The organism is Sphingobium sp. BS19, assembly GCF_027925545.1.
Taxonomy (GTDB): Bacteria; Pseudomonadota; Alphaproteobacteria; order Sphingomonadales; family Sphingomonadaceae; genus Sphingobium.
The window spans coordinates 167222-190924 of record NZ_BSEF01000001.1; the positions used below are offsets into that span (position 1 = coordinate 167222).

The 23703-nt window shown below is 59.0% G+C and carries 19 protein-coding genes; 13 read left to right on the top strand and 6 right to left on the bottom strand.

What is annotated here, in order from left to right; genetic code table 11:
* Positions 1 to 104 precede the first annotated feature (104 nt).
* The 3 genes from QMG56_RS00895 to QMG56_RS00905 are packed head-to-tail and all read left to right on the top strand — an operon-like array spanning position 105 to position 4375.
* A complete protein-coding gene (locus QMG56_RS00895) occupies positions 105 to 1880 on the top strand; it encodes an ABC transporter ATP-binding protein (RefSeq protein WP_281820631.1) in 1776 nt (591 codons plus the stop codon).
* Positions 1864 to 2949, top strand: coding sequence for an HlyD family secretion protein (locus QMG56_RS00900; protein WP_281820633.1), 1086 nt, complete (start codon positions 1864 to 1866; stop codon positions 2947 to 2949). Before QMG56_RS00895 ends, QMG56_RS00900 begins: the two co-directional genes overlap by 17 nt.
* Positions 2939 to 4375, top strand: a complete 1437-nt coding sequence (locus QMG56_RS00905) for a TolC family protein (protein ID WP_281820634.1) — start codon at positions 2939 to 2941, stop codon at positions 4373 to 4375. The genes QMG56_RS00900 and QMG56_RS00905 overlap by 11 nt, the downstream gene beginning before the upstream one ends.
* 95 nt (positions 4376 to 4470) lie before the next feature.
* On the opposite strand, the gene QMG56_RS00910 is transcribed toward QMG56_RS00905, so the two are convergent.
* Entirely contained in the window at positions 4471 to 5415 is a 945-nt protein-coding gene (locus QMG56_RS00910; protein WP_281820635.1) for a LysR family transcriptional regulator, read from the bottom strand.
* Positions 5416 to 5630: 215 nt separating this feature from the next.
* Between QMG56_RS00910 and QMG56_RS00915 the strand changes: the two genes are divergently transcribed.
* Together QMG56_RS00915 and QMG56_RS00920 are read left to right on the top strand one after the other, a co-directional pair.
* Positions 5631 to 6992 carry an aminotransferase gene (locus QMG56_RS00915; RefSeq protein WP_230189662.1) on the top strand — a complete coding sequence of 454 codons (1362 nt, stop codon included), beginning with the start codon at positions 5631 to 5633 and terminating at the stop codon, positions 6990 to 6992.
* 50 nt (positions 6993 to 7042) lie between these two features.
* Entirely contained in the window at positions 7043 to 8239 is a 1197-nt protein-coding gene (locus QMG56_RS00920) for an MFS transporter (RefSeq protein WP_230189661.1), read from the top strand.
* A gap of 138 nt (positions 8240 to 8377) precedes the next feature.
* Here QMG56_RS00920 and QMG56_RS00925 read toward each other — a convergent pair whose 3' ends face one another.
* Together QMG56_RS00925 and QMG56_RS00930 are read right to left on the bottom strand one after the other, a co-directional pair.
* Complete coding sequence (locus QMG56_RS00925) at positions 8378 to 9181, bottom strand: SDR family NAD(P)-dependent oxidoreductase (RefSeq protein WP_281820637.1); 804 nt, start codon at positions 9179 to 9181, stop codon at positions 8378 to 8380.
* A 12-nt stretch (positions 9182 to 9193) separates the two neighbouring features.
* Entirely contained in the window at positions 9194 to 9886 is a 693-nt protein-coding gene (locus tag QMG56_RS00930) for a 2-keto-4-pentenoate hydratase (RefSeq protein WP_281820638.1), read from the bottom strand.
* Between the two features lie 240 nt (positions 9887 to 10126).
* Between QMG56_RS00930 and QMG56_RS00935 the strand changes: the two genes are divergently transcribed.
* From QMG56_RS00935 to QMG56_RS00950, 4 genes are read left to right on the top strand one after another with little or no spacing between them, the layout of a single operon-like run.
* Positions 10127 to 11629 (top strand): aldehyde dehydrogenase, encoded by a 1503-nt coding sequence (locus tag QMG56_RS00935; RefSeq protein ID WP_230189658.1) that lies wholly within the window; start codon positions 10127 to 10129, stop codon positions 11627 to 11629.
* Between the two features lie 36 nt (positions 11630 to 11665).
* Positions 11666 to 12700, top strand: coding sequence for a glycosyl hydrolase (locus tag QMG56_RS00940; protein WP_281820639.1), 1035 nt, complete (start codon positions 11666 to 11668; stop codon positions 12698 to 12700).
* Positions 12687 to 13199 (top strand): VOC family protein, encoded by a 513-nt coding sequence (locus QMG56_RS00945; RefSeq protein WP_281820640.1) that lies wholly within the window; start codon positions 12687 to 12689, stop codon positions 13197 to 13199. The genes QMG56_RS00940 and QMG56_RS00945 overlap by 14 nt, the downstream gene beginning before the upstream one ends.
* Before the next feature lie 54 nt (positions 13200 to 13253).
* Positions 13254 to 15323, top strand: a complete 2070-nt coding sequence (locus tag QMG56_RS00950) for a TonB-dependent receptor domain-containing protein (RefSeq protein ID WP_281820642.1) — start codon at positions 13254 to 13256, stop codon at positions 15321 to 15323.
* A gap of 510 nt (positions 15324 to 15833) precedes the next feature.
* Here QMG56_RS00950 and QMG56_RS00955 read toward each other — a convergent pair.
* Positions 15834 to 16421, bottom strand: coding sequence for a cytochrome b (locus QMG56_RS00955; RefSeq protein WP_309298530.1), 588 nt, complete (start codon positions 16419 to 16421; stop codon positions 15834 to 15836).
* Between the two features lie 550 nt (positions 16422 to 16971).
* Here QMG56_RS00955 and QMG56_RS00960 point away from each other — a divergent pair.
* The 4 genes from QMG56_RS00960 (at position 16972) to QMG56_RS00975 (ending at position 21513) form a co-directional block, all read left to right on the top strand.
* The gene (locus QMG56_RS00960; RefSeq protein ID WP_281820655.1) at positions 16972 to 18195 is read left to right on the top strand and encodes a hypothetical protein; all 1224 of its coding nucleotides are present in this window, start codon (positions 16972 to 16974) and stop codon (positions 18193 to 18195) included.
* A 69-nt stretch (positions 18196 to 18264) separates the two neighbouring features.
* On the top strand, positions 18265 to 20565 hold the full coding sequence (locus QMG56_RS00965; protein WP_281820656.1) for a bifunctional salicylyl-CoA 5-hydroxylase/oxidoreductase: 2301 nt from the start codon (positions 18265 to 18267) through the stop codon (positions 20563 to 20565).
* 46 nt (positions 20566 to 20611) lie between these two features.
* Positions 20612 to 21094: a MarR family winged helix-turn-helix transcriptional regulator gene (locus QMG56_RS00970; RefSeq protein WP_281820658.1), complete on the top strand. Its 483-nt coding sequence runs from the start codon at positions 20612 to 20614 to the stop codon at positions 21092 to 21094.
* Positions 21095 to 21096: 2 nt separating this feature from the next.
* Complete coding sequence (locus QMG56_RS00975) at positions 21097 to 21513, top strand: thioesterase family protein (RefSeq protein WP_281820660.1); 417 nt, start codon at positions 21097 to 21099, stop codon at positions 21511 to 21513.
* Between the two features lie 50 nt (positions 21514 to 21563).
* Here QMG56_RS00975 and QMG56_RS00980 read toward each other — a convergent pair whose 3' ends face one another.
* Both QMG56_RS00980 and QMG56_RS00985 read right to left on the bottom strand, forming a co-directional pair.
* Complete coding sequence (locus tag QMG56_RS00980; protein WP_281820661.1) at positions 21564 to 22475, bottom strand: fumarylacetoacetate hydrolase family protein; 912 nt, start codon at positions 22473 to 22475, stop codon at positions 21564 to 21566.
* A gap of 22 nt (positions 22476 to 22497) precedes the next feature.
* Entirely contained in the window at positions 22498 to 23640 is a 1143-nt protein-coding gene (locus QMG56_RS00985; RefSeq protein WP_281820662.1) for a cupin domain-containing protein, read from the bottom strand.
* Positions 23641 to 23703 lie beyond the last annotated feature (63 nt).

Genomic DNA, 23703 nt, shown 5'->3' on the forward strand with positions numbered 1-23703 from the left:
CGGTCAGTGATCACCATGACCCCGATACAGCGCAGTGAACCGATCTCCCGCTGCTGTTGCAGCCATCGTTCTGTCTTCGTTATGATTGTGGATCTTTCCCTCCAATGGCGAATCGCGCGAGAGTCATCCTGCGCATCGTCGCAAATCAGCATGGGGCATCGATGATGGCCGCCCAAGGACATGAACGGGTTGAGTGGAGTACATTTGCGGAATGGGCGCGGGCAGCGCTTGGACCCGACCGCCCGTTTCTGACCATGGCACTGATATATGGCGCGGCGATTGGCTTGCTGTCGCTGGCGACGCCCATTTCAGTGCAGATGCTGATCAACTCAGTCGCGAACACCGCATTGCCCGCGCCGCTGTTCACACTCGCGGGCGTACTGTTGGCGCTGCTGCTGTTGTGGGCGTTCCTGGGCGCGATGCGCATCTATGTGATGGAGATGTTCCGGCGGCGTGTGTTCGCGCGGATCGTGGCGGAAATCACGCTGCAGGCAGTCCATGCGCAGAACCCCTTCTTTCAGGATGATAGGCGCGGCGACCTCTTCAACCGCTTCTTTGAAGTGATGAACGTGCAGAAAGCGATCCCCTCCCTGCTGGTCGGAGGATTCTCAATTTTCTTCCAGGCGATGGTCGGCTTTATCGTGACCTCCTTCTATCATCCGGTTTTTTTGGGCTTCAACCTGGCGTTTATTTTTACGGTCTGGTTGATCTGGAAGCTGTGGGCGCGGCGCGCGATGGAAAGCGGCATTGCGCTTAGCCATCGCAAATATGAAACGGCCCACTGGCTGGAAAGCGTCGGGGCATCTAACGGCTTTTACAAGTCCAGCCGCCATCTCGACTATGCCATGGACATGTCGGAAAACCGGACCGCTGCTTATGTAGAGGCTCACGCAAACCATTTCCGCGCGACCTTCCCGCAGGCGGTGGCGCTGCTGCTGCTCTATGCCATCGCCAGCGCGGTACTGCTCGCGATGGGTGGATGGCTTGTCATTCAGGGGCAGTTGTCCATTGGACAACTGGTCGCTGCGGAATTGATCCTTTCCAGCATATTCTACGGCGCAGCGCAGCTTGGCCCCTATCTCGATACCTTTTACGATCTGGTCGCCGCTGTCGAGGAATTGTCCCTGTTTCGTGCGATCACGTTGGAGGATGTTCCGACCGAAGCAGGGGACGGTGCAAGGCCACGTGACGGGGCGCTGGCGCTGCGACAGGTGCGGATCACGGCAGACGGAGAGGAAGCCTCATTCGATCTGGTCATACCGGCGGGCGCTCATGTCGTTGCCGCCGCCGACCCCGGTGTCGACCGGTTGCTGGCGCGCCTGCTGAAACGCCATTATCGCCCGGACGCAGGGATCGTCAGTCTGGGTGATGCGGACATCAGCGCGCTCAACATCTATCAGCTTCGCAGCGACGTGATCGTCCTCGATCGCCCAACCATCGTGGAAAGCAGCATTCGCGACTATCTGCGCCTGGCCGATCCTACCGCGAGTTCGGCCAAGGTGCTCGACGCACTGGAGTTGGTGGGTCTGGGCGAACGGATCACGCGGTTGCCGCTGGGACTGGACAGCCTCCTTTCCTCGACGGGTTGGCCGCTGTCTGTGGCCGACATGATGCGGCTGAAGCTGGCGGGCGCCATTCTCGCCCGGCCCCGGCTGCTCATCCTGTCCAACCTGTTCGATATGCTACCGTCCGAAGAACTGCGCGCTGCGGTGCGTCAGTTGGACGGCGGGGATGGCAGCACGATCATCGTCTTCACGGCGCGGCCCGATGCGCTTGGCTTCGACCACATGCTTTGGCTCGGCCGGACACGCCAGTTGCTGACGCAGGATCCCAACGCCTTTGCTGCAGCGCGGGGAGGCGACGATGCCGTTTCGCGCTGATCACATCACACACTTCAAGACTCTGGCAAGTCTGCGCCCGCCGCACCCCGCGCGCGTGCTCGGCTGGATGCTGCTCGTCGGCATGGTGGCATCTATTGCCTTCCTGCTGTTTGTCCCCTGGGTGCAAACCTCCACCGGCATGGGGCAGGTCATTGCGCTTGACCCGCGTGATCGGGTGCAGCGCATTACTGCGCTTGTCCCCGGGCGTGTCGAACAATGGTATGTGACCGACGGCGAAATCGTTAAGAAGGGCGATCCCATCGCCCGCATCGCCGACAATGATCCTGACCTGCTCAGCCGCCTGCGCGCGGAACGTGCGCAGGCCGATGCCGAGATCGCCGCGACGCGGCAGGCCATGGCCGTGGCCCAGCGCGACGTTGGCCGGATGCAACAATTATTCTCTGAAGGGCTGTCGCCACGCCGCGATCTGGAACTCGCGCAGATCAAGGTGGCCGATTATGGAGCCAAGGTCGCCAAAAGCCTAGCCGACCGGAACCGGCTCGACATCAACATCAATCGTCAGTCGGTGCAGATCGTGCGCGCGCCGCGCACCGGTCGCGTCCTGCGCATCCTGGGTGGCGACAATGCGACGATGGTGAAGGAAGGCGATATTATCGCTACCTTTGCCCCTGAACAGGCAGTGCGGGTAGTGGAGCTTTATGTGGATGGGCGTGACGTGCCGCTCATCTATCCGGGCCGCCCTGTCCGGCTGGAATTTGAAGGCTGGCCCGCTATCCAGTTCAGTGGCTGGCCCTCGGTAGCGGTCGGCATGTTCAATGGTCAGGTCCGCGCCATCGACGTGTCGGCTTCGCCCAACGGCCTGTTTCGCGTACTTGTCGAACAGAAGACGGGCGCGCGCCCTTGGCCAAAAGAGCCATTCGTACGGCTGGGCGCCAAGGTGCGCGGCTGGGTGATGATGGACACGGTGTCGACCGGCTACGAACTCTGGCGGCTGCTCAACGACTTTCCGCTGCAATATCCCGCTGGTGTGCTCGATCAGCAGACCGGCCAGAGCGGATCAACGAGTGCTACAACCGGCAGCGGCAAGGACGGCGGCAATGCCAAATAGGATCGCGCGTGTCCTGTTGGCGCTCGCCGCTGGCGTCATCGTTCCGCCCCTTGCCGCGCAGGACATCGCGCCCCTGCCACAGATGGCGTCGGTCGACGCGCCAACACTTACCGTTGACGCGCTACTCGCCAATTCCGCGCTGCAATCCCCACAAATTCTGGAGGCACTGGCAAAGACGCGGGCCGCCGATGCGAAACGGCTGACCGCGGAAGGCGCGTTCGACACCGTGTTTTCGGCGGAGGGCGGATCACGGCTGGTCGGCTATTATGGCGGAACCTACGCCGATACGAAGGTTTCGCGGCCGATCGAGGATTGGGGCGGGCAAGTATATGGCGGCTATCGCGCTTCCAGTGGTCGCTTCCCCGTCTATGAGGACAAGAATTACACCAACGAACTGGGCGAAATTCGCGCCGGCGCGGTCTTTTCCCTGCTGCGGGACCGGATGATCGACGAGCGGCGCTTCGGCCGGGTCAGCGCGGAAGCCGATCAGACGATTGCCGATGCGGAACGGCAGATGGTCGCCATCGGCGTGCAGCGCAAGGCGCTCGACGCCTATCTCTCCTGGGTCGCGGCGGGCAAGCGCCTGAGCATCTATCAGAACCTCCTGTCGCTGGCGCAGGACCGTCAGCGCGGTCTGCAACGGACGTTCGAGGCTGGGCTGCGCCCCCGCATCGTCCTGACCGAGAATGAGCAGCAATTGCTCCGTCGTGAGGCGATGGTGGTCCAATCGCAACAGGCGCTCGCCGCCGCCGCCAACACCCTGTCGCTTTACTGGCGTGACGCTGAAGGCCGACCGACCATTCCGCGCATCGAACAACTACCAGATGCGCTGCCCCAACCGCTGACGACGGAACGTCCAGCAGCGGTGCAGCGGCCCGATCTAGTGGTCGCGCAAGTGCGGCAGCGATTGGTGCAGGATCGGCTTGCGCTGGATCGTAATGCGCTGCTGCCGCGCCTTGATCTGCAGATGGAGGTCGCGCGCGACATTGGCAACATCGGGCCGGGAGGCGTCTCGCGAAGCGGCAACGATGTCCGGCTCGGCGTCAAGTTCTCCGTGCCACTCGAACAGCGCGCGGCGCGCGGACGGGTGATGCAGACACGTGCGGAGTTGGACGCCAATCGTACCCGCGCGCAATGGCTGGACGAACAGATCCGCGCCGAGATAGACGGTATCGCCATCACTTTGGACGCAACCGCGCGCCTCATCGACTTGTCTGAACAAGAAAAGAAGCGTGCCGACGAAATGGCGACAGCGGAACGTCGGCGTTTCGACATGGGGGCAAGCGACCTGTTCCTCGTGAACACACGGGAAGACAGCGCCGCAAATGTTGCCCTGTCGTTGCTCGATATGCAGTTACGGCGTATCATCGCCAGCGCAGATCTCGCTGCGGCGTCTGGAGATGCAGAAGCCCTGGGGCTCAGTTAAACAGAGGTTGCCACGCTGTTGTTTTAATTAGACAGCCAGGTCAGCAAGTTCACTTGGGCTGAGAGCCAATGCGCCCGCAGGCCTGCTGGCTCTGCTCAGCCGACCGCGGCGAGGCCAATGCCCCTGTTGCCCACAGGCTCCGTCGCTCCACGGATTTCCTTGGTAAAGAAGTCGACAAAAGCGCGCACCTTGGCGAGCGTGTAATTGCCTTTTGGGAACATCAGGTAGAGCGGAATCTGTTCGGTGACGAGATCAGGTAGCAATATCTCTAGCCGACCCGCCGCAACATCTTCTTCTACGAGGAAGGATGGCAGATAGCTGATGCCCAGCCCCTCGAGGGTCGCTTCCCGCGCCATCCGCACAGAGTTGGACGTGAGTGGACCGCGATTGATGGCTACGGTCACGTCGCCTGAAAGCTTCCACTCGCCCATGCGGGACAAGTGGGTTTCCATGATGCAGGTGTGGTCCTTCAGGTCGCTGGCGATGGAGGGGCGGCCACGCTTGGCCAGATAGGATTGCGAGCCCACCAACACCATCGGATAATCGCGAAGCCGTACCACATCGAGGTTGGTATCATAAGGCTCGCCCATCCAGAAAGCGACATCGAAGCGCCCCTTGAGCAGATCGGCCCTACTGTCGGACAGATTCACGAATAGGCGTACGTCCGGGTAAGCCTGAAGGAAGTTCGGGATGATCTTCGTCAGGTCGAACAGTGAAGAGACGACTGGCGCGTTGACTTTGAGTTCGCCACGCGGGTGCGATGTCATGCTGGTGACGATGGTGTTGGCCTCATTCACCTCGTCCACGATGCGCGCGCACCGGCTGTACATTTCCCGTCCAGCCGGGGTCAGAGAGACGGCGCGGGTCGTGCGATCGAGCAGCTTGACGCCCAGGCTCGCCTCCAACCGGGCAATCTGGCGGCTGACGGCAGCCTTGGAATAGCCAAGGGCCTTGGCCGCGGATGAAAATCCGCCGGTGCTGACTACGGCAGCGAACGACATCATGGCGATGACATTGTTGATTTCGGGTTTCTCGTCCATGACTTTCCATCCAGTTTGTTTCGGGCGCTGTCAATAATTCTGGGTGATTGACAGCCAATCTCGCAACAGAAGCGGCATTATCATTGTTTACTATTGACAACCATACGCGCTCAAATAAGGTAACTGTTGCTTTGACATTGCCACCGGACAAGGTCTGGCCACAATGTTTGATATTTGCCGGATGCCATGTTCATCCGTTTGCCCAGGAGAGCCAGATGACGACCAACGCCGCAGACCTTGCCCGCATGGACAAGCAGTCCCAGTTCCATCCCTTCACCTCGATTGCCGATCTGGAAAAAGATGGCCCTACTATCATGGTTGAGGGTAAGGGCGTTCGCGTTCGCGATGTCCACGGCCAGGAATATCTGGATGGTATGGCAGGTCTGTGGTGCGTCAATCTTGGCTATGGCCGCCGGGAAATCGTCGATGCGATTGCCCAGCAGAGCGAGCGGCTCTCCTTTTTCCACACCTTCAATGGCATGACGACCGATGTAGTGGCCGAATGTGCCGATGCGCTGCTTAAGCGCGCGCCTGTTCCCATGTCGCGGGTTTTCTTCGGGGCTTCTGGCAGCGATGCCAATGAAACGCAGCTCAAGCTGATCTGGCTCTATAACAACCTCATGGGGCGGCCAGAGAAGAAGAAGGTGATTGCGCGCTGGAATGCCTATCATGGCTCGGGCGTTGCTACGGCCAGCCTCACCGGCCTGCCGGGCATGCATAATCTGTTCGATCTCCCCAAGGGGCCGATCTTGCATGTCAGTGCACCTTATTACTACCGCAAGGCGCCTGAGGGCATGAGCGAGCGGGAATTTTCGAAGCATCTCGCCCGTGAGTTGGAGGACGTAATCGAGCGGGAAGGTGGGGACACGATTGCGGCCTTCTTTGCTGAAGCCGTGATGGGTGCTGGTGGTCTGATTCCGCCGCCAGAAGGCTATTTTGACGAGATAGGCCCCATCCTTAAGAAGCACGACATTCTGCTCGTTGCGGACGAGGTTGTCTCCGGATTCGGTCGCCTTGGTACCTATTGGGGCAGCCAGACCTATGGCTATGAGCCGGATCTCATCACGGCAGCCAAGGGCGTAACGAGCGGCTATTTCCCCATGTCGGCTTGCTTCATATCGCCCAAGGTGTGGGATGTGATTGAGCGCGATGCAGTGAAGACCGGTGTGTTCGGACATGGCTACACCTATTCCGCGCATCCGGTGGGTGCTGCGGCAGCGCTCGCCGCACTCAAGCTCATCGATGAGCTTGAGATTGTGAAGAATGTGGCCGATGTCGGTCCGCACCTGATGAATGGTCTGCGCGATCGCCTTGGTCAGCATGCTCATGTCGGCGACATCCGCGGGCAGGGCCTCATGGTCGGCATCGAGTTGGTGAAGGATCGCGCGAGCAAGGAGGCGCTGCCGCCAGCCAACCGCACGGGTCGTGAAGTGCTCAAGGCAGCAGCCAAGCGCGGACTTATTACCCGTGCGCTGGGCGATACACTCGTGTTCGCGCCGCCACTCATCCTCAATCGCGCTGAAGCAGAAGAGCTGGTCGACAAGTTCGCGCTGGCAGTGAGTGATGTCCTGGGCTGATTCCCGGTTTAAATAATCAGAAGCACCGGCGATCACAGGAGTGGGCAATTATGGAACTATCATCGCCAGTCGAGGGGTTGGCGCATTTCGCCACCCACGCTCCTCGCTTAAAACCGGCGGGCCTCGCTGGTGCGGTGGTCATCGGCATTGTCGGTGCTTTGATTATTTTCGTCACGCCGGGATTTCTCGCGATTATCGCTGCCCACGCGGCGCTGGATGATGCCCAACTAGGCTACATCGCCGCATGGGACATCAATGCGATGGCAGTGGCCATTGGCGTCAGCGCCTTCTTGCTGACGCGATGCAATTGGCGAGTGGCCGTGGGCGTTGGCCTTGGCCTCATCGTGCTGGGCAATATCGGTACGGCCCTGGCGTCCAGCTATGCCGGGATCGCTGCGGCGCGCGTCGTGGCGGGGGCTGGCGAAGGTATCGCGATAGGTTTCTCCTTCGCGGCGCTGGGGCGGGCGCGCAACCCGGACCGCGCTTTTGCCATCTATCTGGTGACGGGGGCGCTGTTCAGCACATTGTTGCTCTTCACTATCCCCACACTGATCGAGCGGGTTGGCCCACGCGATCTTTTCTTCCTGAACGCAGGACTGGCGGTGATTGCGGGTATCAGCCTGTGGGGCTTCCCGGATGGCAGCAAATCCGAAGACGATATGTTTTCGATTGGTGCGCGGATAAACCGTGCGCTCGCCTTCTATTGTCTGCTCGCCGTGTTCCTCTACTTCTTCGCAACCGGTGCGATGTGGAGCTATATCGAGCGGATTGGCATGACGAGTGGCCTCAGCCCCGATGTGATTGCCAACGGTCTTTCACTTGGCACATTGGCAGGCGTGCTTGGTGCCGGTTGCGCCGGGCTGGTGCCCGCACGCTGGGGCCGATCCTGGCCGTTGCTGGCCAGCGGGGCGATTTCTATCGTAAGCTTCCAACTCCTGCTTGGGGTCGTACCTGCCATCGGTTTTGTGACGGCTGCAGTTATGCTGTTGTTCGGCTGGAACTTCGCCCAGCCGCTCCTTTCGGGCATCTGCTCGGAGGCGGATCGTTGTGGCCGCGTCGTCTGTGCAATGGGCGCTATCCAGACATTCGGCACGGGGCTGGGCCCGGCGGCCGCTGGCGCAACGCTGCGTGGCGGTGATTTCAGCCTCGCCATCTGGTCGAGCTGCGGTATCCTGTTGCTCAGCTTGGGCGTCATCATCTTCGCCATTCACCGGACCGGCCCGCCCGCCGCATCTGATCGGTGCTGAGACGCGGATCGGCCCGACTGCCTCCGCAAATAGCCCAAACAAAATTCAGCGCAGCATCCGAAAAGGAGGCTGCGCTGATTTGCTTTGATCTTTGCGGGGAGGAGACAGGCTCCACCCCGCGTGAAAAACAGGTCGGCTTTACAGGAAGATTGCCCGGGATAGGCCACCATCCACGGCGATGGATTCACCTGTGATGCCGCTGCCTGCCTGGGATGCGAGCATCACGATGGGGTCTGCCACTTCCGAAGGTTCGAGCATCCGCCGCAGCGCCGCTGGCGCTGCGGCCTCGCGCTCCACAATCGCCTTAAATGTGGTGCCTTCTTCGGCGGCCATCTCGGCAAACCATTCCTCGATATGCTCGGTGCGGGTCACGCCGGGGTGGATGATGTTCACCGTGATGCCGTCGCGACCCACTTCGTCAGAAAGCGTCTTGGTGAAATGCACCAGCGCTGTGTTGCGCATCCCGCTCAATGCTTCGGTGCAGCGTGCGGTCAACCCGCCCACATTGACGATCCGGCCCCAGCCGGCTTTGCGCATGTGAGGCACGCAGGCTTTGCTGGTGCGGAAGTAGCCGAACAGTTTGGTGTTGAGATCGAGCATCAGCGCGTCCTCATCGGCATCCTCGATCGCGTTGCGCACCAATCCGCCTGGCGCCGCCGCGCAATTGACCAGAATATGCACGCCGCCGAACAGCTCGACTGTGCGGTCTACCATTGCCTGTACGGATGCCATGCTGGTCGTGTCGACTGCGATCGGCACCACAACGCCGCCCGTGGACTCGACAATCTCTTTCGCCGCTGCTTCCAATTTGGACATAGTGCGCGCTGCGATCACGACCTTTACGCCCTCAAGCGCGAGCTTGCGCGCGGTTTCCTTGCCGATGCCGACGCCCCCGCCGGTCACAATGGCAATCTTGTCCTTCAAGCCCAGTTCGATGCTCATCTCGGTCTCCGTTCACGATTCTGATGTAAATTCTACTGTCGCGCCGCCCAAGCCCGCGAAATCGGCTGAGACTCGGTCCCGCGCCGCTACGGGCTTAACGCCTGTACATGTTCCACTGCTCACCCATTGTCCGGCTTCCAGAGCCAAACCATTTTTTGCCAGCCAATTTGCGAGCCAGGTGATCGCCTGCAAGGGATCGCCCATCACGGCAGCCGTCGTGCCCTCGCGGCGGTCTTTACCGGGGCCATCGAGCGTCATTGCCATGTCGGCGAACCGATCTTCCCAGCCATCGGAAACCTTGTCACCGATCACCAGCCTGTCCGCCATGCAATTATCCGCTATCAGCAGGCCAAGCGGCAGGTCATCTGGGGCGAACCGCGACGTAACGAGTTCGATGCCGACATGCACGGCATCGATTGCAGCAGCAACTTGCGCCGATGTGAACGGTGCATCGCGCGCTGGTAACGCCGTGCCAAAGCGCACGACCAGTTCTGCCTCGACATAATGATCGCCGGTGCTGATGGGGGCGAGGGCAGGGGAGGAGAGAATATCGGTCCCCGCAAGTCGGCCCGCCGCTGGTGCATCGGCGCCCTTCGATTTGCGCGGCGCATCGCCTGTCAGACCAATCTTCCAGCCAGCGATTGGCTGGTCGCCTTCTGCAAATATCGAAGCCTGAATAGCATAGGCCGCCGACAGGTCGATCATTGGGTCGACGGGTGCGCAACGCTGCCTGCTCCGGCGTGCATTCCTGATTGCCGATGTAACCATCACTGCCACCACAATCTCATCCTATGACTGTCGACACTAAACACGGTCATGCCGCGATTGTCTCGTAAACGCAACATAGATTGACGAAAACTTTCTATTGTTCGAAATATGAAGCTGAGTTAGAGGTGATTCACAACGCCGTCATAGCCTCGAGGCGGGCGTAAGGAGATGAAGATCATGGCCCTGGATGTTTACGCCACCGCAAAGAAAATCGGTTCGGATCTGGCGGCATCGCCGCGCGGGCTCATCATTGACGGCAAGCAGGTCGCCTCGGTTTCCGGGCGCACGTTCGCGACCATCAACCCGGCGACGGGGGAAGAGATTGCGCAGGTCGCGCAGGGCGGCGTCGAAGATATCGCTCTGGCAGTATCTGCCGCGCGCCGCGCATTCGATAATCCTGCCTGGCGCCGCATGAGCGCCATCGAGCGGCAGAACCTGCTGCTCAAGCTCGCTGATCTGATCGAGCAGAATGCCGATGAGCTGGCCGTCCTCGAATGTATGGACAATGGCAAGCCCGCCAGCATGACGCGTTGGGTCGAGGTGGAGGGCGCCATCCGCACCTTCCGATATTTCGCGGGCTGGCCAACCAAGTTTGGTGGCGAGACATTGCCGGTGTCGCCCCGCAGTGGCGCGCAGATTCTCAATTACACAACGCGTGAGCCCGTCGGTGTCGCCGGGCTGATCGTGCCGTGGAATTATCCGCTATCAATGGCGGCCTGGAAGGTCGCGCCTGCCCTCGCTGCCGGTTGCGCTGTCATCCTGAAGCCCGCCGAGCAAACGCCGCTCACGGCGCTGCGACTGGGTGAGCTGGCGCTGGAGGCTGGCTTCCCTGCTGGTGTGCTCAATGTCGTGCCGGGCTTTGGCGATGCGGGCGCTGCGCTTGTGGATCATCCTGATGTGGACAAGGTGGCGTTCACCGGCTCCACGGAAGTCGGTAAGCTCATCGTGCGCGGTTCGACCGTCAATCTCAAAAAGGTCAGTCTGGAGCTTGGCGGAAAGTCGCCGCAGATCGTTCTGCCCGATGCGGATCTGGAAGCTGCTAGCGCTGCAATTGCTGCTGGCATCTTCTTCAATCAGGGTCAGACCTGCACGGCTGGCTCGCGCCTTTATGCTCATGCATCGATCCATGATCGCCTGCTCGAGATGGTTGCCGCTCATGCCGCCGCGCTCAAGATCGGCAATGGTCTGGATGCGCAGACGACCTTCGGCCCTCTAGTTTCGCAGGAACAGTGGGATCGCGTGAGCAGCTATGTCGAAATCGGGAAAGCGGAAGGCGCCGAAGTCGTGACTGGCGGCAAGCGCCCGGTTGCGCAGGATAAGGGCTTCTTCTTCGAGCCGACCATTTTGGCGGGTGCCACATCATCTATGCGCGTTGTGCGTGAGGAGATTTTCGGCCCCGTGTTGAGCGCCTTGTCCTGGACCGATCCAGACGATCTGGTCCGTCAGGCCAATGATAGCGACTTCGGCCTGTCGGCAGGCATCTGGACGAATGATGTCAAGAGCGCCCACCGCCTTGCTGGTGCCGTGCGTGCAGGCACCGTGTGGGTTAACTGCTTCAATCTCGTTGATAATTCCACGCCTTTTGGTGGCTTCAAGCAGTCAGGCTGGGGCCGCGAGCACGGCCGGCAGGCCATGGAGCTGTATAGCGAGATCAAGAGCGTCTGGATCAATCTGAGCTGATTGCTGGCCGGAAAATATGATGAAGGATGAGATCAAATGACCAACGAACGCACGCTTCTCGTCGCGACAGATGGCCAAGCTGTGATGCGCAGTCATGACGACGGCAAAAGCTGGTATCGGATCAACACCGGGCAAGACCTTGAGTTTGACGACCGGGTGCGCTGCCTGCTGATCGACCCTGCCGATCCACGAGCGATCTTCGCGGGTGCCGAGCGCGGCTTGTTCCGCAGCGCAGACAGCGGATCGCGTTGGGATCGCGTTGATTGCGCGCTCAATGATTATGCTGTGTGGAAGTTGGTAGCGAGCGAGAGCGATCCCAAGGTCATCTATGCAGGTACTGGTTCGCCGACCCGGTCGATCCTGTTCCGCTCTCGTGATGGCGGCGCGAGCTGGGAGAGCACGCCGCTCGAAATGCCGGAGCGCTGCGCGGGCGTCAGCCGTCCTCGGATGCTCGCCATTGCGATTGATCCGGATGATGCCAATGATGTGATGGTTGGCGTGGAGGAGGGCGGTTATTTCCGTTCGCGTGACGGCGGCGATAGCTGGAAGCGCCTCGATACCGAGTGGGAACAACATCCGGGTAATTCGGATGTTCACGACATCGTGATCATGCCCGGCGATCCCAAGGTGATCCTGGTGCTCACCGTGGTGTCACTTTTCCGTTCCACCGATGACGGCAAGAGCTGGACCTATATGAATGCGCGTGACACTTGGGGTCTGCGCTATTCGCGTAAACTTGAGCGCAAGCACGGCAGCAACCGTAAGTTGTTGCTGGGCATTGGTGACGGAACGCCGGGTACCAAGGCTGCTGTGTTCGCTTCTGATGACGCAGGCGAAAGCTGGACGCCGATGGAGATGGATACGCCTGCCAATAGTTGCCTGTGGGCATTTGGCAGCAACGTGGCAAATCCGGATTTCTTGCTGGCCGGCACCAAGTTTGGCAACCTTTACCGCAGCGAAGATGGCGGTCATCACTGGACCAAGGAATGGCGCGAATTTAACGAGATCACCGATCTCGTCTGGGTGGACGCTGTCCCGCAGGATATGGAGTTACCTCATGTCACAGGCTGATCTTTCACCCGTTCGTGTTGCTGCAATCGCGCACATCGTCTTGTTCGTCAAAGATCCTGAGGCGTCGGCGCAATGGTATTGCGAGATGCTCAACATGTCGATCAGCGCCCGCGCTGGCGATGGCCCCTACAAGGGCGGTGTGTTTTTGAGCTTCGGCGTGCACGATCATGACATTGCGCTGTTCCCTAATGACGCCCCGGATGAAAAGGGCCGCGAGTTCGAACATATCGGTCTGCGGCTTGCCACCGACAGCGCCGATGATCTGCGCCGCATCTATGCCTTCTTCCTCGACAATGGCGTGAAGATTGCGGAGGTCCTCGATCATGGGGTGTCTACCGGGATCTATTTCTACGATCCCGATGGTCATATGCTAGAGGTGTTTCATCAGCGCGTTTCGCCCGAAGGCGGTGCGTCCATCGCAGAACTGCGCGGCAATGAGGGGCAGGCCGATCCGGTCGAGCTTGAGCCGCTCCGCAATCCAGACCCATCCGGAAATTGATACTGGCCCGCGTAAGATATTTCGCATGTGCCGCATGTTGAGAAAGGAAAGTTTATGAGCAATCCCCAAGGCCTTGAAGCGTTCAAGATCCGCAGATGGTTCAGCCAGATTCAGGAAATTTGCAGCGGTGAGACCGGTGCGGCAGCCGATGGTGAACCCGTATTCAAGTATATGATCGCAGCCTGCATCCAGAACCCCTATGCGGGTGAGTATGTCGAGGATCTGAGCGTCTGGATCGAGGCATCGCCCTCGATCGGCATCGAAGTGGGCCGTCGCCTGGCGGAGCTGACCGGTGGCCGCGCAATCGAAAGCTATGGCAAGGCCATTCTCGTCGGGCTTGACGGCGAATATGAGCATGGCAACGCCTTGCTGACTAATCCGGCAGCCAACCCGGTGCGCGACGCCCTGGGCGGTGCCAAGTCCTGGGTGCCCTCCACCGGCAAGCGCGGCGTGCCCGGCACTATTCTGGATATTCCGCTTGCTCACAAGGATGCGCTCTATGTGCGCTCCCACTATGACACGATGAGCGTATCATTCGACGATGCGCCCAAGCTGCATATCAAGGATGGCTCGCGGTTCGAACTGGCGACGTCAGACCTCGACCGTGGAGATTTCCGGCTGAGCTTGAACCAGCGCGCAGAGCCCCGCAAAGATCGGTTCAAGCTCCCCGCGCTCAAGGTTGAGCTTGAGCTGGGCGGCGTGTCGCTCATCTCGGACACCTCCTATTTTCACCGCACGACCGAGACGATCAACGATGACAAGTCGCTGAGCTTCGTTTTCTCGGGCGGTCTGGTCGAAAGGCCGTTCCCGGCCGGGTTTGAGGATTATTCACCCTACACCCTGAACCAGACCAAGCAGACGGCCTTCACGCAGGAACTGCGGCTGCAGGACGATAACCAGAATGACCGGTTCAACTGGATCGCCGGCTTGTTTTATCAAAAGTCCTATGTCCGCGATCAATATGGCGCCTTCGATCCGCGCCTGCTGGACGTCATCAATATTGGGCAGGCTGCCCAAGGGCCGCCGCCATTCGACAGCCTGACCGATTCTCCCTTCGGAACAGAACTGTACCAAGGGCTCTATTCGAACTTCGTACGTAACGAGCATCGCGACACGCAATATGCCGCTTATGCTCAGGGCGATTACGAAATCCTCGATGGCCTCAAGCTGACTGCCGGGCTTCGTTACACCATAGCGAAATACAAGTTCAAAGGCTTCGGCGCTGGTCCGGTCCCTTCGACAGATGGCCAGACGGATGTTGCCGATACGACCAGCAAGACGCTGACGCCGAAGTTTGGCGTCTCGTTCCAGGCCGATCGGAACAATCTCTTCTATGCCAGCGCCAGCAAAGGGGTTCGTGGGCCGGGTGTATCATCGCCGGTCGGAGCGAACTGTGTCGCTGATGCGGCGGCTATCGGCTTCGATCCATTCGCGACGCTAACCGTGAACCCGGATTCGATCTGGAGCTATGAAATCGGCAGCAAGAACCGTCTGTTCGGCGGGAAGGTTGCAATCGACGCCTCTGCTTATCGGATCGATTGGAAAGACGTTCAGACGCTGTTCGCTCTCCCGCAATGTACGATCCAGACCGCGCTCAACCTTGGCAGCGCCAAGATTGAGGGTTTCGATCTCGCTGTTTCGGTCAGGCCGGTAACAGGTCTGACACTGGGCGCCTCCGCATCCTACATCAATGCGCGCTACACCACCGCCATTCCGGGGCCTGATAACAGCGTCATTCGCCAAGCGGGCGAACCATTCCCGCTGGTTGCACCGTGGACATTGCAGCTTAATGCGGAATATACCCAGCCAGTTGGTGAAACGGAGCTCTATGGACGGGCGGACTTCAGCTACAGCAGCAAGATCAATCGTCCCGTGGACGTGAACTCGCCACTGGTCGATCCTACACTGCCGCGTCCGCCTGCAACGTCTCAGCTTGATGTGCGTCTGGGTGGACGCTTCGGAGCGTTGGGTGACAAGAAGCTGGACCTCAGCCTCTTCGTGAACAATGTGACCAACAGCCTGCCGTTGCTCGGTCTGTTCCACGAAACGCCGGATTCGACATTCTATCGCGCTGGTTCATTCCGCCCCCGCACCGTGGGTTTGACGCTCTCCATCAGAAACTGAGAGCTACCGACCTCTCCTAGAGCGATCGATCCAATGCAATTGGATCGATCGCTCTAGTTTTTCGTTTCGCTGCGTCGTCCGAACCACCAGACAATTCGAACCGATTGGAGAATGCTCCAGGCTCTGGTCCTCATCTGAGGGAGCGGAGTTTTTTTGGTCGTCGCTGGGTTTGGCCGCCGCAGGGGCGCGCGCAAAGGGCGATGCTGTCCGGCTGCATCGGGGAGGTAGGGCCGGATGAACTGGCGCCGCTTTTGCAACGGGTATCTATGCAGTGAGTCCAGGGGAAGGTATGGGCGAGTGTCACGGCCGCCTTAGCCTTGCTGCGCAACAGTTCCACATCCACTGATAGTATCGAGCCCCGGGTCGTGACGGATCAGGCTATCTAGGATCGTTCCGAGATGTCCCTGCCGTGCAGTGGGTGCGCGAGGGAAGCGGCCTGACGGGGCGGTCGTGCCGCTAGCCCGTCAGGCCGTGATCAGTTTATCGCTCGCCTTAAAGTAAGCGCTCGCCCTAGAGCATGCGGGGCAAAACGTCGCTTTCACCACCCTTGTCGGTGAGGCGGTGCTTGATGGCACCCGCGATGTGCAGCACGATCAGGCCGAGCAGGGTATAAGCGGCATATTCGTGCAGCATGTCATAAACCTTAAATGCCGCGTCATTCTTCGGCAATATCTCAGGCACTTCATGGATGAAGAAGAAGGGTACGCCATCGCTCTGCGTGAAGCTGGATGACATGGCATAGCCCAACATCGGCACGAGCAAGGTAAGCGTGATGATAAGCCGATGCACGACCTTGGATAGTATCTTCTCCCAACGAGACAGGCCGGAGGGCGTCTGCGGCAGGATCGCTTGCTTGCGCCAGCGGATAACCAGATGGACAATGGCGATCAGCCAGACGAGGACGCCGAACTGCTTGTGGTTGGAATAGTAAAAATTGAATTTTTCCATCGGTGTGTCTTCAGGAAAACCGGTCATGCGCCAGCCCGCCCAGATGAGGCCCAATATCAGAACAGCCCGAATCCAATGAAGGATACGCATGGACAGCGGGTACTTTAACAGCCTGGAATCATGTGACGCTTGAACCATTTTTCTTCCCATCTTCCTCTTGCAGGCTACGTCTTTTCCGCGGGGCGATCGCCTTCGACCCTATTTCTGCAACGCCATGGGTAGACGTTGTAAGAACAATACGCAATAATACTCGGTAATTGTCTCTTAATCGCAACATGAAAAATCAGATTTACACGGTGAAAAATGTTTAAAAACATTGGCGTAAATCTATTCATTGGGGCATCGTGGACAAAAGAGGCGGGGTGATAAACTGATTCACAAAAGCAACGAATTGCGCTTAGTGCCAGCAACCATAAAACAAATGTTCGTCGCGCGATGGCACCGTCATTGCCGAGAACCGCAGGGCCGTTCGGTCCGCATAAATACAAGCCTTAGGGAGGGGCATTATGAAGCATCATTGGACAAGAATGAGTCGAGCGGCATTATTGCCGGTCGAGATAGCCATTGCGGCCAGATCTTTCTGATGGAGCCGACCGTCTTGCATTGTGGCTGGAGCATGCTCCAATCAGTGTTGCGCGCGACTGGACTATCGGAACGCGCGTAATCTGAGGCCGACGGCAAGCGATCGGAGGAGCCTATATTGCCCGACGATATCCAATCGCCATACGAAGCGGAAACTGCGCGATTTCGCGAGATTCTCGCCAGGGGACGTTCAGCGAACCAACTTGCTCTTTTCGATCTTCTGGTGGAGCGGTCCCTTGATCAGCGCTCACCCAAGGAAATCGAGATTGCCATTGCCCTGTTTGGCAATGATGCGACGCTTGAAACCAGCTCAGATTCGGGAGTGCGGGTGTATGTCCATCGCCTGCGCAAACGTATCGACGACCATTATTTGGGCAAGCAAGGCCCCCGGCTTATCATCCCGAAAGGGGAATATCGCATCGTGCTGGTGCAGGATGATCCAACCGGTCCGGCCTCGGGGCTGCCGCGTTGGCTGGCGGCCCTATCTACAATGAACTCGGCACTTGGCGCTGGGCTGCTCCTGATTGCCTGTGCTGCCATTGCTTTTCTTAGCTGGAGCCTGTTGTCACCTAAACCGATGCAGACGCCTGGTAAAGCGGACAATCGCCAGACGTTGCTTGGCGCAAGCGCAGAGCCGTTCAATCCACTGATCGTGGTGGGCGACAGCATGATGCTTGCAGAAACGCAAGATCATCGCAGCATTCAGCGGATGATCCTCAATCCTGAAATCCGAACGCGTGATGATTTCGGCACCTATCTCAAGGCACACCCGGAAACCTTCTATCAACTCTATGATTTCGGACTCAATTTTGCGCCGTTCAGCGCGGTCGAGGCCGCGTGGGCGGTGCAGGGCAAGCTATACCCACCCGATGGAGACCGTGCTGAGGCCGGCGAAGTCATGCCTGTTTCCGGCCTGAACAATGAGTTGCTCGAGAGCAGTGACATTGTCTTCGTCGGTAGGCTCTCGCAACTTGGCCCGCTAACATTGCAGGTCTTTTCGAGTTCGCACTTCCAGCTAGCCGCTTATGATCGGCTGATCGACCGGACACGAGGTACAGTGTTCCAGGGGGAGGTTTATACGGCCGACCGGTCCCGCGTGCGCAAGGATTTTGGGTATCTCTCGGTTCGAAAGAGCGCAACAGGGAAGCGGCTGATCATACTTGCCGGCTTGGGGGATGAGGCAATGACGGCTGTTGTCGCTCTGCTGACCAACCCGCGCGAGCTTGCTCAACTACGGCGTGAGGTGCGCGGTGCGCGCCAGTTCGAAGCATTGTTCGAAGTCGAGATACGCATTGGCGCGCCGTTGCTGCGTCGCCTCATCGCTGCTCACGCTACCTCATAATTCCACCTCACAACATCAGCCTTGGCTATGCCAGAATTTTGCTTTAATGTTGAAGTAAAGGAGATTGCTATGCGTGTTGCCTGTCTAGGCGGAGGGCCTGCCGGATTATATTTCGCGATCTCAGCGAAGCTACGCGATCCAGCGCACGACATTCATGTGTTCGAACGCAATCGCGCTGGCGAAACGTTCGGCTGGGGGGTGGTCTTCTCAGACCAGACGATGGCCAACCTGACTGCTAACGATCCGTTGAGCGCCGATGAAATGTTGCGCGAGCTTGCGCATTGGGACGATATCGAGGTGCAGGTATCGGGACAGTCTGTGGTCTCTTCCGGGCATGGCTTCATCGGGATCGGTCGCAAGCGGCTGCTGGAGATTCTGGCACAGCGCGCGCTCTCACTTGGGGTAGAGCTGCACTATGAAAGCAACGTCGATGCCGATCTTGCGCGCTTTGCCGATTTCGATCTGATTGTCGCGTCAGATGGCATCAACAGTCAGGTGCGCACTGCCAACGCGGATCGGCTTGGCGTCACTATCGAGCAGCGCACCAACAGATTCTGCTGGCTGGGCACGACACGCAAGTTCGATGCTTTCGCTTTCCTGTTCGAGCACACGCATGCTGGTTGGATATGGGCGCATGCCTATCGCTTCGATGAGACGCATTCGACTTTCATCGTCGAGTGTTCGCCTGAAACCTGGCAGGGGCTTGGCCTTGACACGATGGAGCAGGCGCAATCGATCGCGCTGTGCGAGCAGATTTTCGCTCGTCAATTGGAAGGGCATCCGCTCATTTCCAATGCCGGTCACCTGCGCGGCTCTGCGGCGTGGATCAATTTCAACCGCGTGGTGTGCGATCAATGGTCGTTCGATAATGTGGTGCTGCTGGGCGATGCGGCGCACACTGCTCACTTCTCCATCGGCTCTGGAACCAAGCTTGCGCTGGAAGACGCCATTGCTCTGGCCGACGCAATCGACAAGCCAGGCATGGATGACTCCGCAGTCTTGCGCCAGGCGCTGACAGAGTATCGCGATCTGCGGCATGTCGAGGTGCTCAAGATTCAGAACAGCGCGCGCAATTCTACCGAGTGGTTTGAAACATTGGACCGTTATATCGGCTTCGACCTGCCGCAGTTTGCTTATTCCCTGATGACGAGAAGTCAGCGCGTCAGTCACGAAAATCTGCGACTGCGCGATCCACAATGGCTGGCCGGCATTGAGAGCTGGTTTGCGGAGCATGCGGGCTGCAACGGCGCGACTTCGCAGCCGATGTTCACGCCGTTCAAACTGCGCGATCTCCAAATGGCGAACCGTGTCGTGATCCCAGCGATGCTGACCTACAGTGCCGATGAGGAAGCACGGGTGATGCCGTTTCACGGTGTGCATTATGGCGCGCGAGCGTTGGGCGGAGCCGGGTTGATTATCACGGAGACCTTGGCCGTAGCGCCGGAAGGCCGGATGACGCCTGCCTGCCCTGGATTATATGAGGATGATCAGGTAAGTGGGTGGGCGCAGATAGTGTCGTTCGCGCACCAGCACAGCAAGGCGCGCCTGTGCGCGCAGCTAGGCCATGCCGGGCCGAGAGGTGCCTGTGAGGTTCCTAAAGGCGCCGATGGATTTGACCGTCCGCTGGAACAAGGGTGGCCGCTCATCGCTGCCAGCGCCCAGCCTTGGCAGTCGCGTGGAGCGACCCCAAAATCGGCCGACGAGGAGGATCTCGCACGGATCTGCGCGCAATTCGTCGCGGCGACCCATCGCGCTGATCGCGCCGGTTTCGACATGATCGAAATCCACGCCGGTCACGGCTCACTGCTTGCCAGTTTCATATCTCCCGCGCTTAATCGCCGGACTGATCGCCATGGCGGCATGCTGGCCAATCGGATGCGGTTCGTGGTGCAGGTGACGGAGGCGGTGCGTGCAGCCTGGCCTGCCAATAAGCCGCTAGCGGTGCGCATCTCCGCAAATGACTGGCTGGGAGAAGAGGGCACGACGCCTGAGCAGGCTGTCGCGATCGCTCGAGCATTGCGCGACGCCGGGGCGGACCTGATCGACGTTTCAGCGGGCGAGACAAGTCCGGATGGGAAGCCGGTTTACGGGCGTATGTTCCAGACTCCATTGGCTGACCGTATACGCAATGAAGTCGGCATTCCCGTCATTGCCGTGGGTAATATTGTCGAATCTGATCAAGTGAATAGCATCGTGACGGCAGGGCGCGCCGATCTGGTTGCGCTGGGTCGGCCGCATCTTGCAGATCCGGTGTGGACATTGCGTGCGAGCACTCTCACGGGGGATAACTCCCAGTTCGTGCCACCTGCCTATGCTCTTGGATTCGATCAGGCGCGTAGGCTGGCTCGATCAAGCCCGGCAACGCGATAAGCGGTGTCAAATACAGTGATATGGCGATTTGATACAGGATTTCGCGATGGCGTTATTTGATAAGTCGAGCGAAGAAGGGGTGCCTGTTGGTGCGGGCACCCCGGAATTGCGCATGTGGGTTCGTTTGCTTGCTTGTGCCAAAATTGGCGAGAAGCAGTTGCGCCGCCGGTTTGAGGATGAGTTTGACACGACCTTACCGCGCTTCGATGTTCTGGCGGCTTTATACCGAGCGCCGGAAGGTTTGCGCATGAGCGCGCTCTCCCGCGATCTGTTAGTGTCCAACGGCAATGTGACAGTCGTCGTGCGGCATTTGCAAGAGCGCGGGCTGATCGTTTCACAAATCAACCCGCTGGATGCGCGATCGGCGATCGTCTCCCTTACGCTGATGGGCCGCAAGCATTTTCTTGAGCTGGCAGAGGCGCACCATCGCTGGATATCAGAGCTGTTTGCCGAAGTTCCGGCCACACAAAAGGAAGAGTTGGCACGCATGCTTGGTGATGTGCGTGGCGCTTTAGGAGGGAAGCGCTGACTATGCCGTTCGAAACGATCACAAAGGTTCGCTTTGCGCATATAGATGGTGCCAGCATTGTCTTCTACCCACGCTATTTCGAGATGCTGAATGCTGCAGTTGAGGATTGGTTCGCGCTTGAGCTTGGCGTGGACTTCCGTTCGATGCACACGGACCGTGGCTTGGGGGTGCCAACTGTACAGCTTTCGGCCGAGTTCATTGCGCCAAGTACCTTGGGCGAAGACCTGACAATCTCGCTTACACCCGAACGAGTAGGTCGCAGCAGTTGCACGTATTCAGCGGTGTTTGCCGCAGCGGGGCAGGACAGGCTGCGGGCCACCGGGACTCTCGTGTGCATGAACCTCGAGACGCAGACGTCAGAGCCTTGGCCAGAAGACATTCGCACCCGCATGATGGGGGTTCTGGTCCCCGACATGTGAAAACAGCCGGGGACCACCCCGGCTGTACAATCCTTCGGTTTAAGTGGCTTTTACGCGGCTACCACTGGGTGGCGCAGCGTGCCAATGCCCTCAACACAGGCAACGATCGTGTCGCCGGGCCAGACCCACTCCTGGGGATCACGGCCCGCGCCGACGCCAGCGGGGGTGCCTGTAGCAATGATGTCGCCGGGCTCCAGCGTGATGCCCTTGCTGATATCGGCAATCAGCTCATCCACCTTGAAGAGCATGAATGCGGTGTTGCTACGCTGCTTCTCTACTCCGTTTACGGTCAGCCACAGATCGAGCGTCTGGGGATCTGGAATTTCATCAGCCGTGACCACCACTGGACCCATTGGGCAGAAGCTGTCCTGTCCCTTGGAGTAGATCCATTGGCCGGCGCGTCGGCAATCGCGCGCGCTCATGTCGATGCAGACCGTATAGCCAAACACGTAGTTGAGCGCTTTGTCGCGTGACACACCCTTGGCTCGCGTACCGATGATCGCTGCCAGCTCGACTTCCCAATCAAGCTGTTCCGTGATTTCCGCATTGTGCAGGATTGGCTCGTCCGGGCCGATTACACTGGTTGGCGGCTTGGAGAAGATCACCGGCTGGCGCGGCAGTTCGGCCGATGTGTCCAGCGACTTGGCACTCTCAGCGACATGCTCAGTATAATTGAGCCCAATTCCAAAGATATTCTTGCGCGGACGCGGGATCGGCGCGAGCAGCTTTACGTTGCTGAGCGGCACTGCACTACCGATGGGGAACACGCCCTTTGCGCTGCTGATCAGCGCGGTAACGGCGCTCACCGCTGTCGGACCAAGATCGATAAACTCCAGCATGGTCGAGGGCAGATTGACCCCACGCGTTTCGCCGAAACGGGCAAGATCGAGCACGAGATCGTTGATGATCGCGCCGAGGCGCGCTTCGGCTTCGACCGATGCGCGATAGGTGACTAGTTGCATTGCATTTCCTTGGTTCGGTGAATTATGGGTTTGATTGCTTGGACAGGATTGGCTGGTGACCGCCATTGTCCCCAAAGGCATCCTCGCGGTAGAGTCCGAGGGCGCGCATCACGGGCAGATCGTGGAAAGCAAACAGGCACGCATCATCGCTGTCCGATGCATTGGCATGTTCGTGATACATCCAGGCCGGAACGACGAAAATGTCACGTTCCTGCCAGTCGAACCGCTGCCCGTTTATGATCGACCAGCCCTTGCCCTTGCAGCATTGATAGACGAAGCTGCCCGTCTGGCGGTGCGCCTTGGTGTGCTCGCCGGGCCGCAGCATCTGCATATGTGCGCCAATTGTAGACATCACCGGGCCACCCGTATCCGGGTTCACATATTCCATGAGCACGCCATCGAAAGGCGATCCGTCGGTTACGCGGGCGTATTTGTTAAGCGCCTCATAGGTGGGCGCCCATTCATATTTGAGTAGTGGAGAATAGCGCTTGTCCCATGTCGATCCCCAGGGACGCAGGCCTGCATTTGCCCAGGTCGCCACCGATGCGTCGACAGGATAACTGACCGCCTGATTGAGATCCGGGTGAACCTCGTAGAAATTGGCTTCGAGCGCATTCATCAATGGGATGTCCAGGCCATCCTGCCAGATGCATATGGTTCCATCTTCAGCCACGCCATGCTCATGCCATGTGCCATTGGGTGTGAGCACGAAATCATTCGCGCCCAACGTCATTTTCTGTCCATCCACATTTGTGAAGGCACCTTGACCCTCCATGATGAACCGCAGGGCCGAGGCGCTATGCCGGTGCGATGAGGCGCATTCGCCGGGCTTCATCACTTGCAAGCCCGAATAAAGCCAGCCGACCGCAGCCACTACATCGCTTCGGCCAGGATTTTCCAGATAGATTACCCGCCGACCCGCTTCTTCAGGGGTGACGAGATCGAGTGCCCGAAGCACATCTTCACGCAAATCGCGATAGCGCCAGAGCATTGGCACGCTGGTTGAAGCGGGCTGCCACGGCTCGATCTTATTCGCGACCGTCCAAAGCGCGCCTGTCCCAAGCTCGGATAGGCGCCGATAATAGGCCAGTCGTTCGGGTGTATCGACCACGTTGGCGCGGCCGAGCATATCTTCACGATATAGATCGAAGCTGGTTTCAGACATGGTTGTCTCCTGCGGATTACTATAAGCTTAAAATAAGTTGCGCCGGAGTCAATTGGAATTATA

Coding starts and splice junctions, on each gene's coding strand:
- QMG56_RS00895 (WP_281820631.1), top strand. CDS start 105: ATGGCGAATCGCGCGAGAGTCATCCTGCGCATCGTCGCAAATCAGCAT.
- QMG56_RS00900 (WP_281820633.1), top strand. CDS start 1,864: ATGCCGTTTCGCGCTGATCACATCACACACTTCAAGACTCTGGCAAGT.
- QMG56_RS00905 (WP_281820634.1), top strand. CDS start 2,939: ATGCCAAATAGGATCGCGCGTGTCCTGTTGGCGCTCGCCGCTGGCGTC.
- QMG56_RS00910 (WP_281820635.1), bottom strand. CDS start 5,415: ATGGACGAGAAACCCGAAATCAACAATGTCATCGCCATGATGTCGTTC.
- QMG56_RS00915 (WP_230189662.1), top strand. CDS start 5,631: ATGACGACCAACGCCGCAGACCTTGCCCGCATGGACAAGCAGTCCCAG.
- QMG56_RS00920 (WP_230189661.1), top strand. CDS start 7,043: ATGGAACTATCATCGCCAGTCGAGGGGTTGGCGCATTTCGCCACCCAC.
- QMG56_RS00925 (WP_281820637.1), bottom strand. CDS start 9,181: ATGAGCATCGAACTGGGCTTGAAGGACAAGATTGCCATTGTGACCGGC.
- QMG56_RS00930 (WP_281820638.1), bottom strand. CDS start 9,886: ATGATCGACCTGTCGGCGGCCTATGCTATTCAGGCTTCGATATTTGCA.
- QMG56_RS00935 (WP_230189658.1), top strand. CDS start 10,127: ATGGCCCTGGATGTTTACGCCACCGCAAAGAAAATCGGTTCGGATCTG.
- QMG56_RS00940 (WP_281820639.1), top strand. CDS start 11,666: ATGACCAACGAACGCACGCTTCTCGTCGCGACAGATGGCCAAGCTGTG.
- QMG56_RS00945 (WP_281820640.1), top strand. CDS start 12,687: ATGTCACAGGCTGATCTTTCACCCGTTCGTGTTGCTGCAATCGCGCAC.
- QMG56_RS00950 (WP_281820642.1), top strand. CDS start 13,254: ATGAGCAATCCCCAAGGCCTTGAAGCGTTCAAGATCCGCAGATGGTTC.
- QMG56_RS00955 (WP_309298530.1), bottom strand. CDS start 16,421: ATGGGAAGAAAAATGGTTCAAGCGTCACATGATTCCAGGCTGTTAAAG.
- QMG56_RS00965 (WP_281820656.1), top strand. CDS start 18,265: ATGCGTGTTGCCTGTCTAGGCGGAGGGCCTGCCGGATTATATTTCGCG.
- QMG56_RS00970 (WP_281820658.1), top strand. CDS start 20,612: ATGGCGTTATTTGATAAGTCGAGCGAAGAAGGGGTGCCTGTTGGTGCG.
- QMG56_RS00975 (WP_281820660.1), top strand. CDS start 21,097: ATGCCGTTCGAAACGATCACAAAGGTTCGCTTTGCGCATATAGATGGT.
- QMG56_RS00980 (WP_281820661.1), bottom strand. CDS start 22,475: ATGCAACTAGTCACCTATCGCGCATCGGTCGAAGCCGAAGCGCGCCTC.
- QMG56_RS00985 (WP_281820662.1), bottom strand. CDS start 23,640: ATGTCTGAAACCAGCTTCGATCTATATCGTGAAGATATGCTCGGCCGC.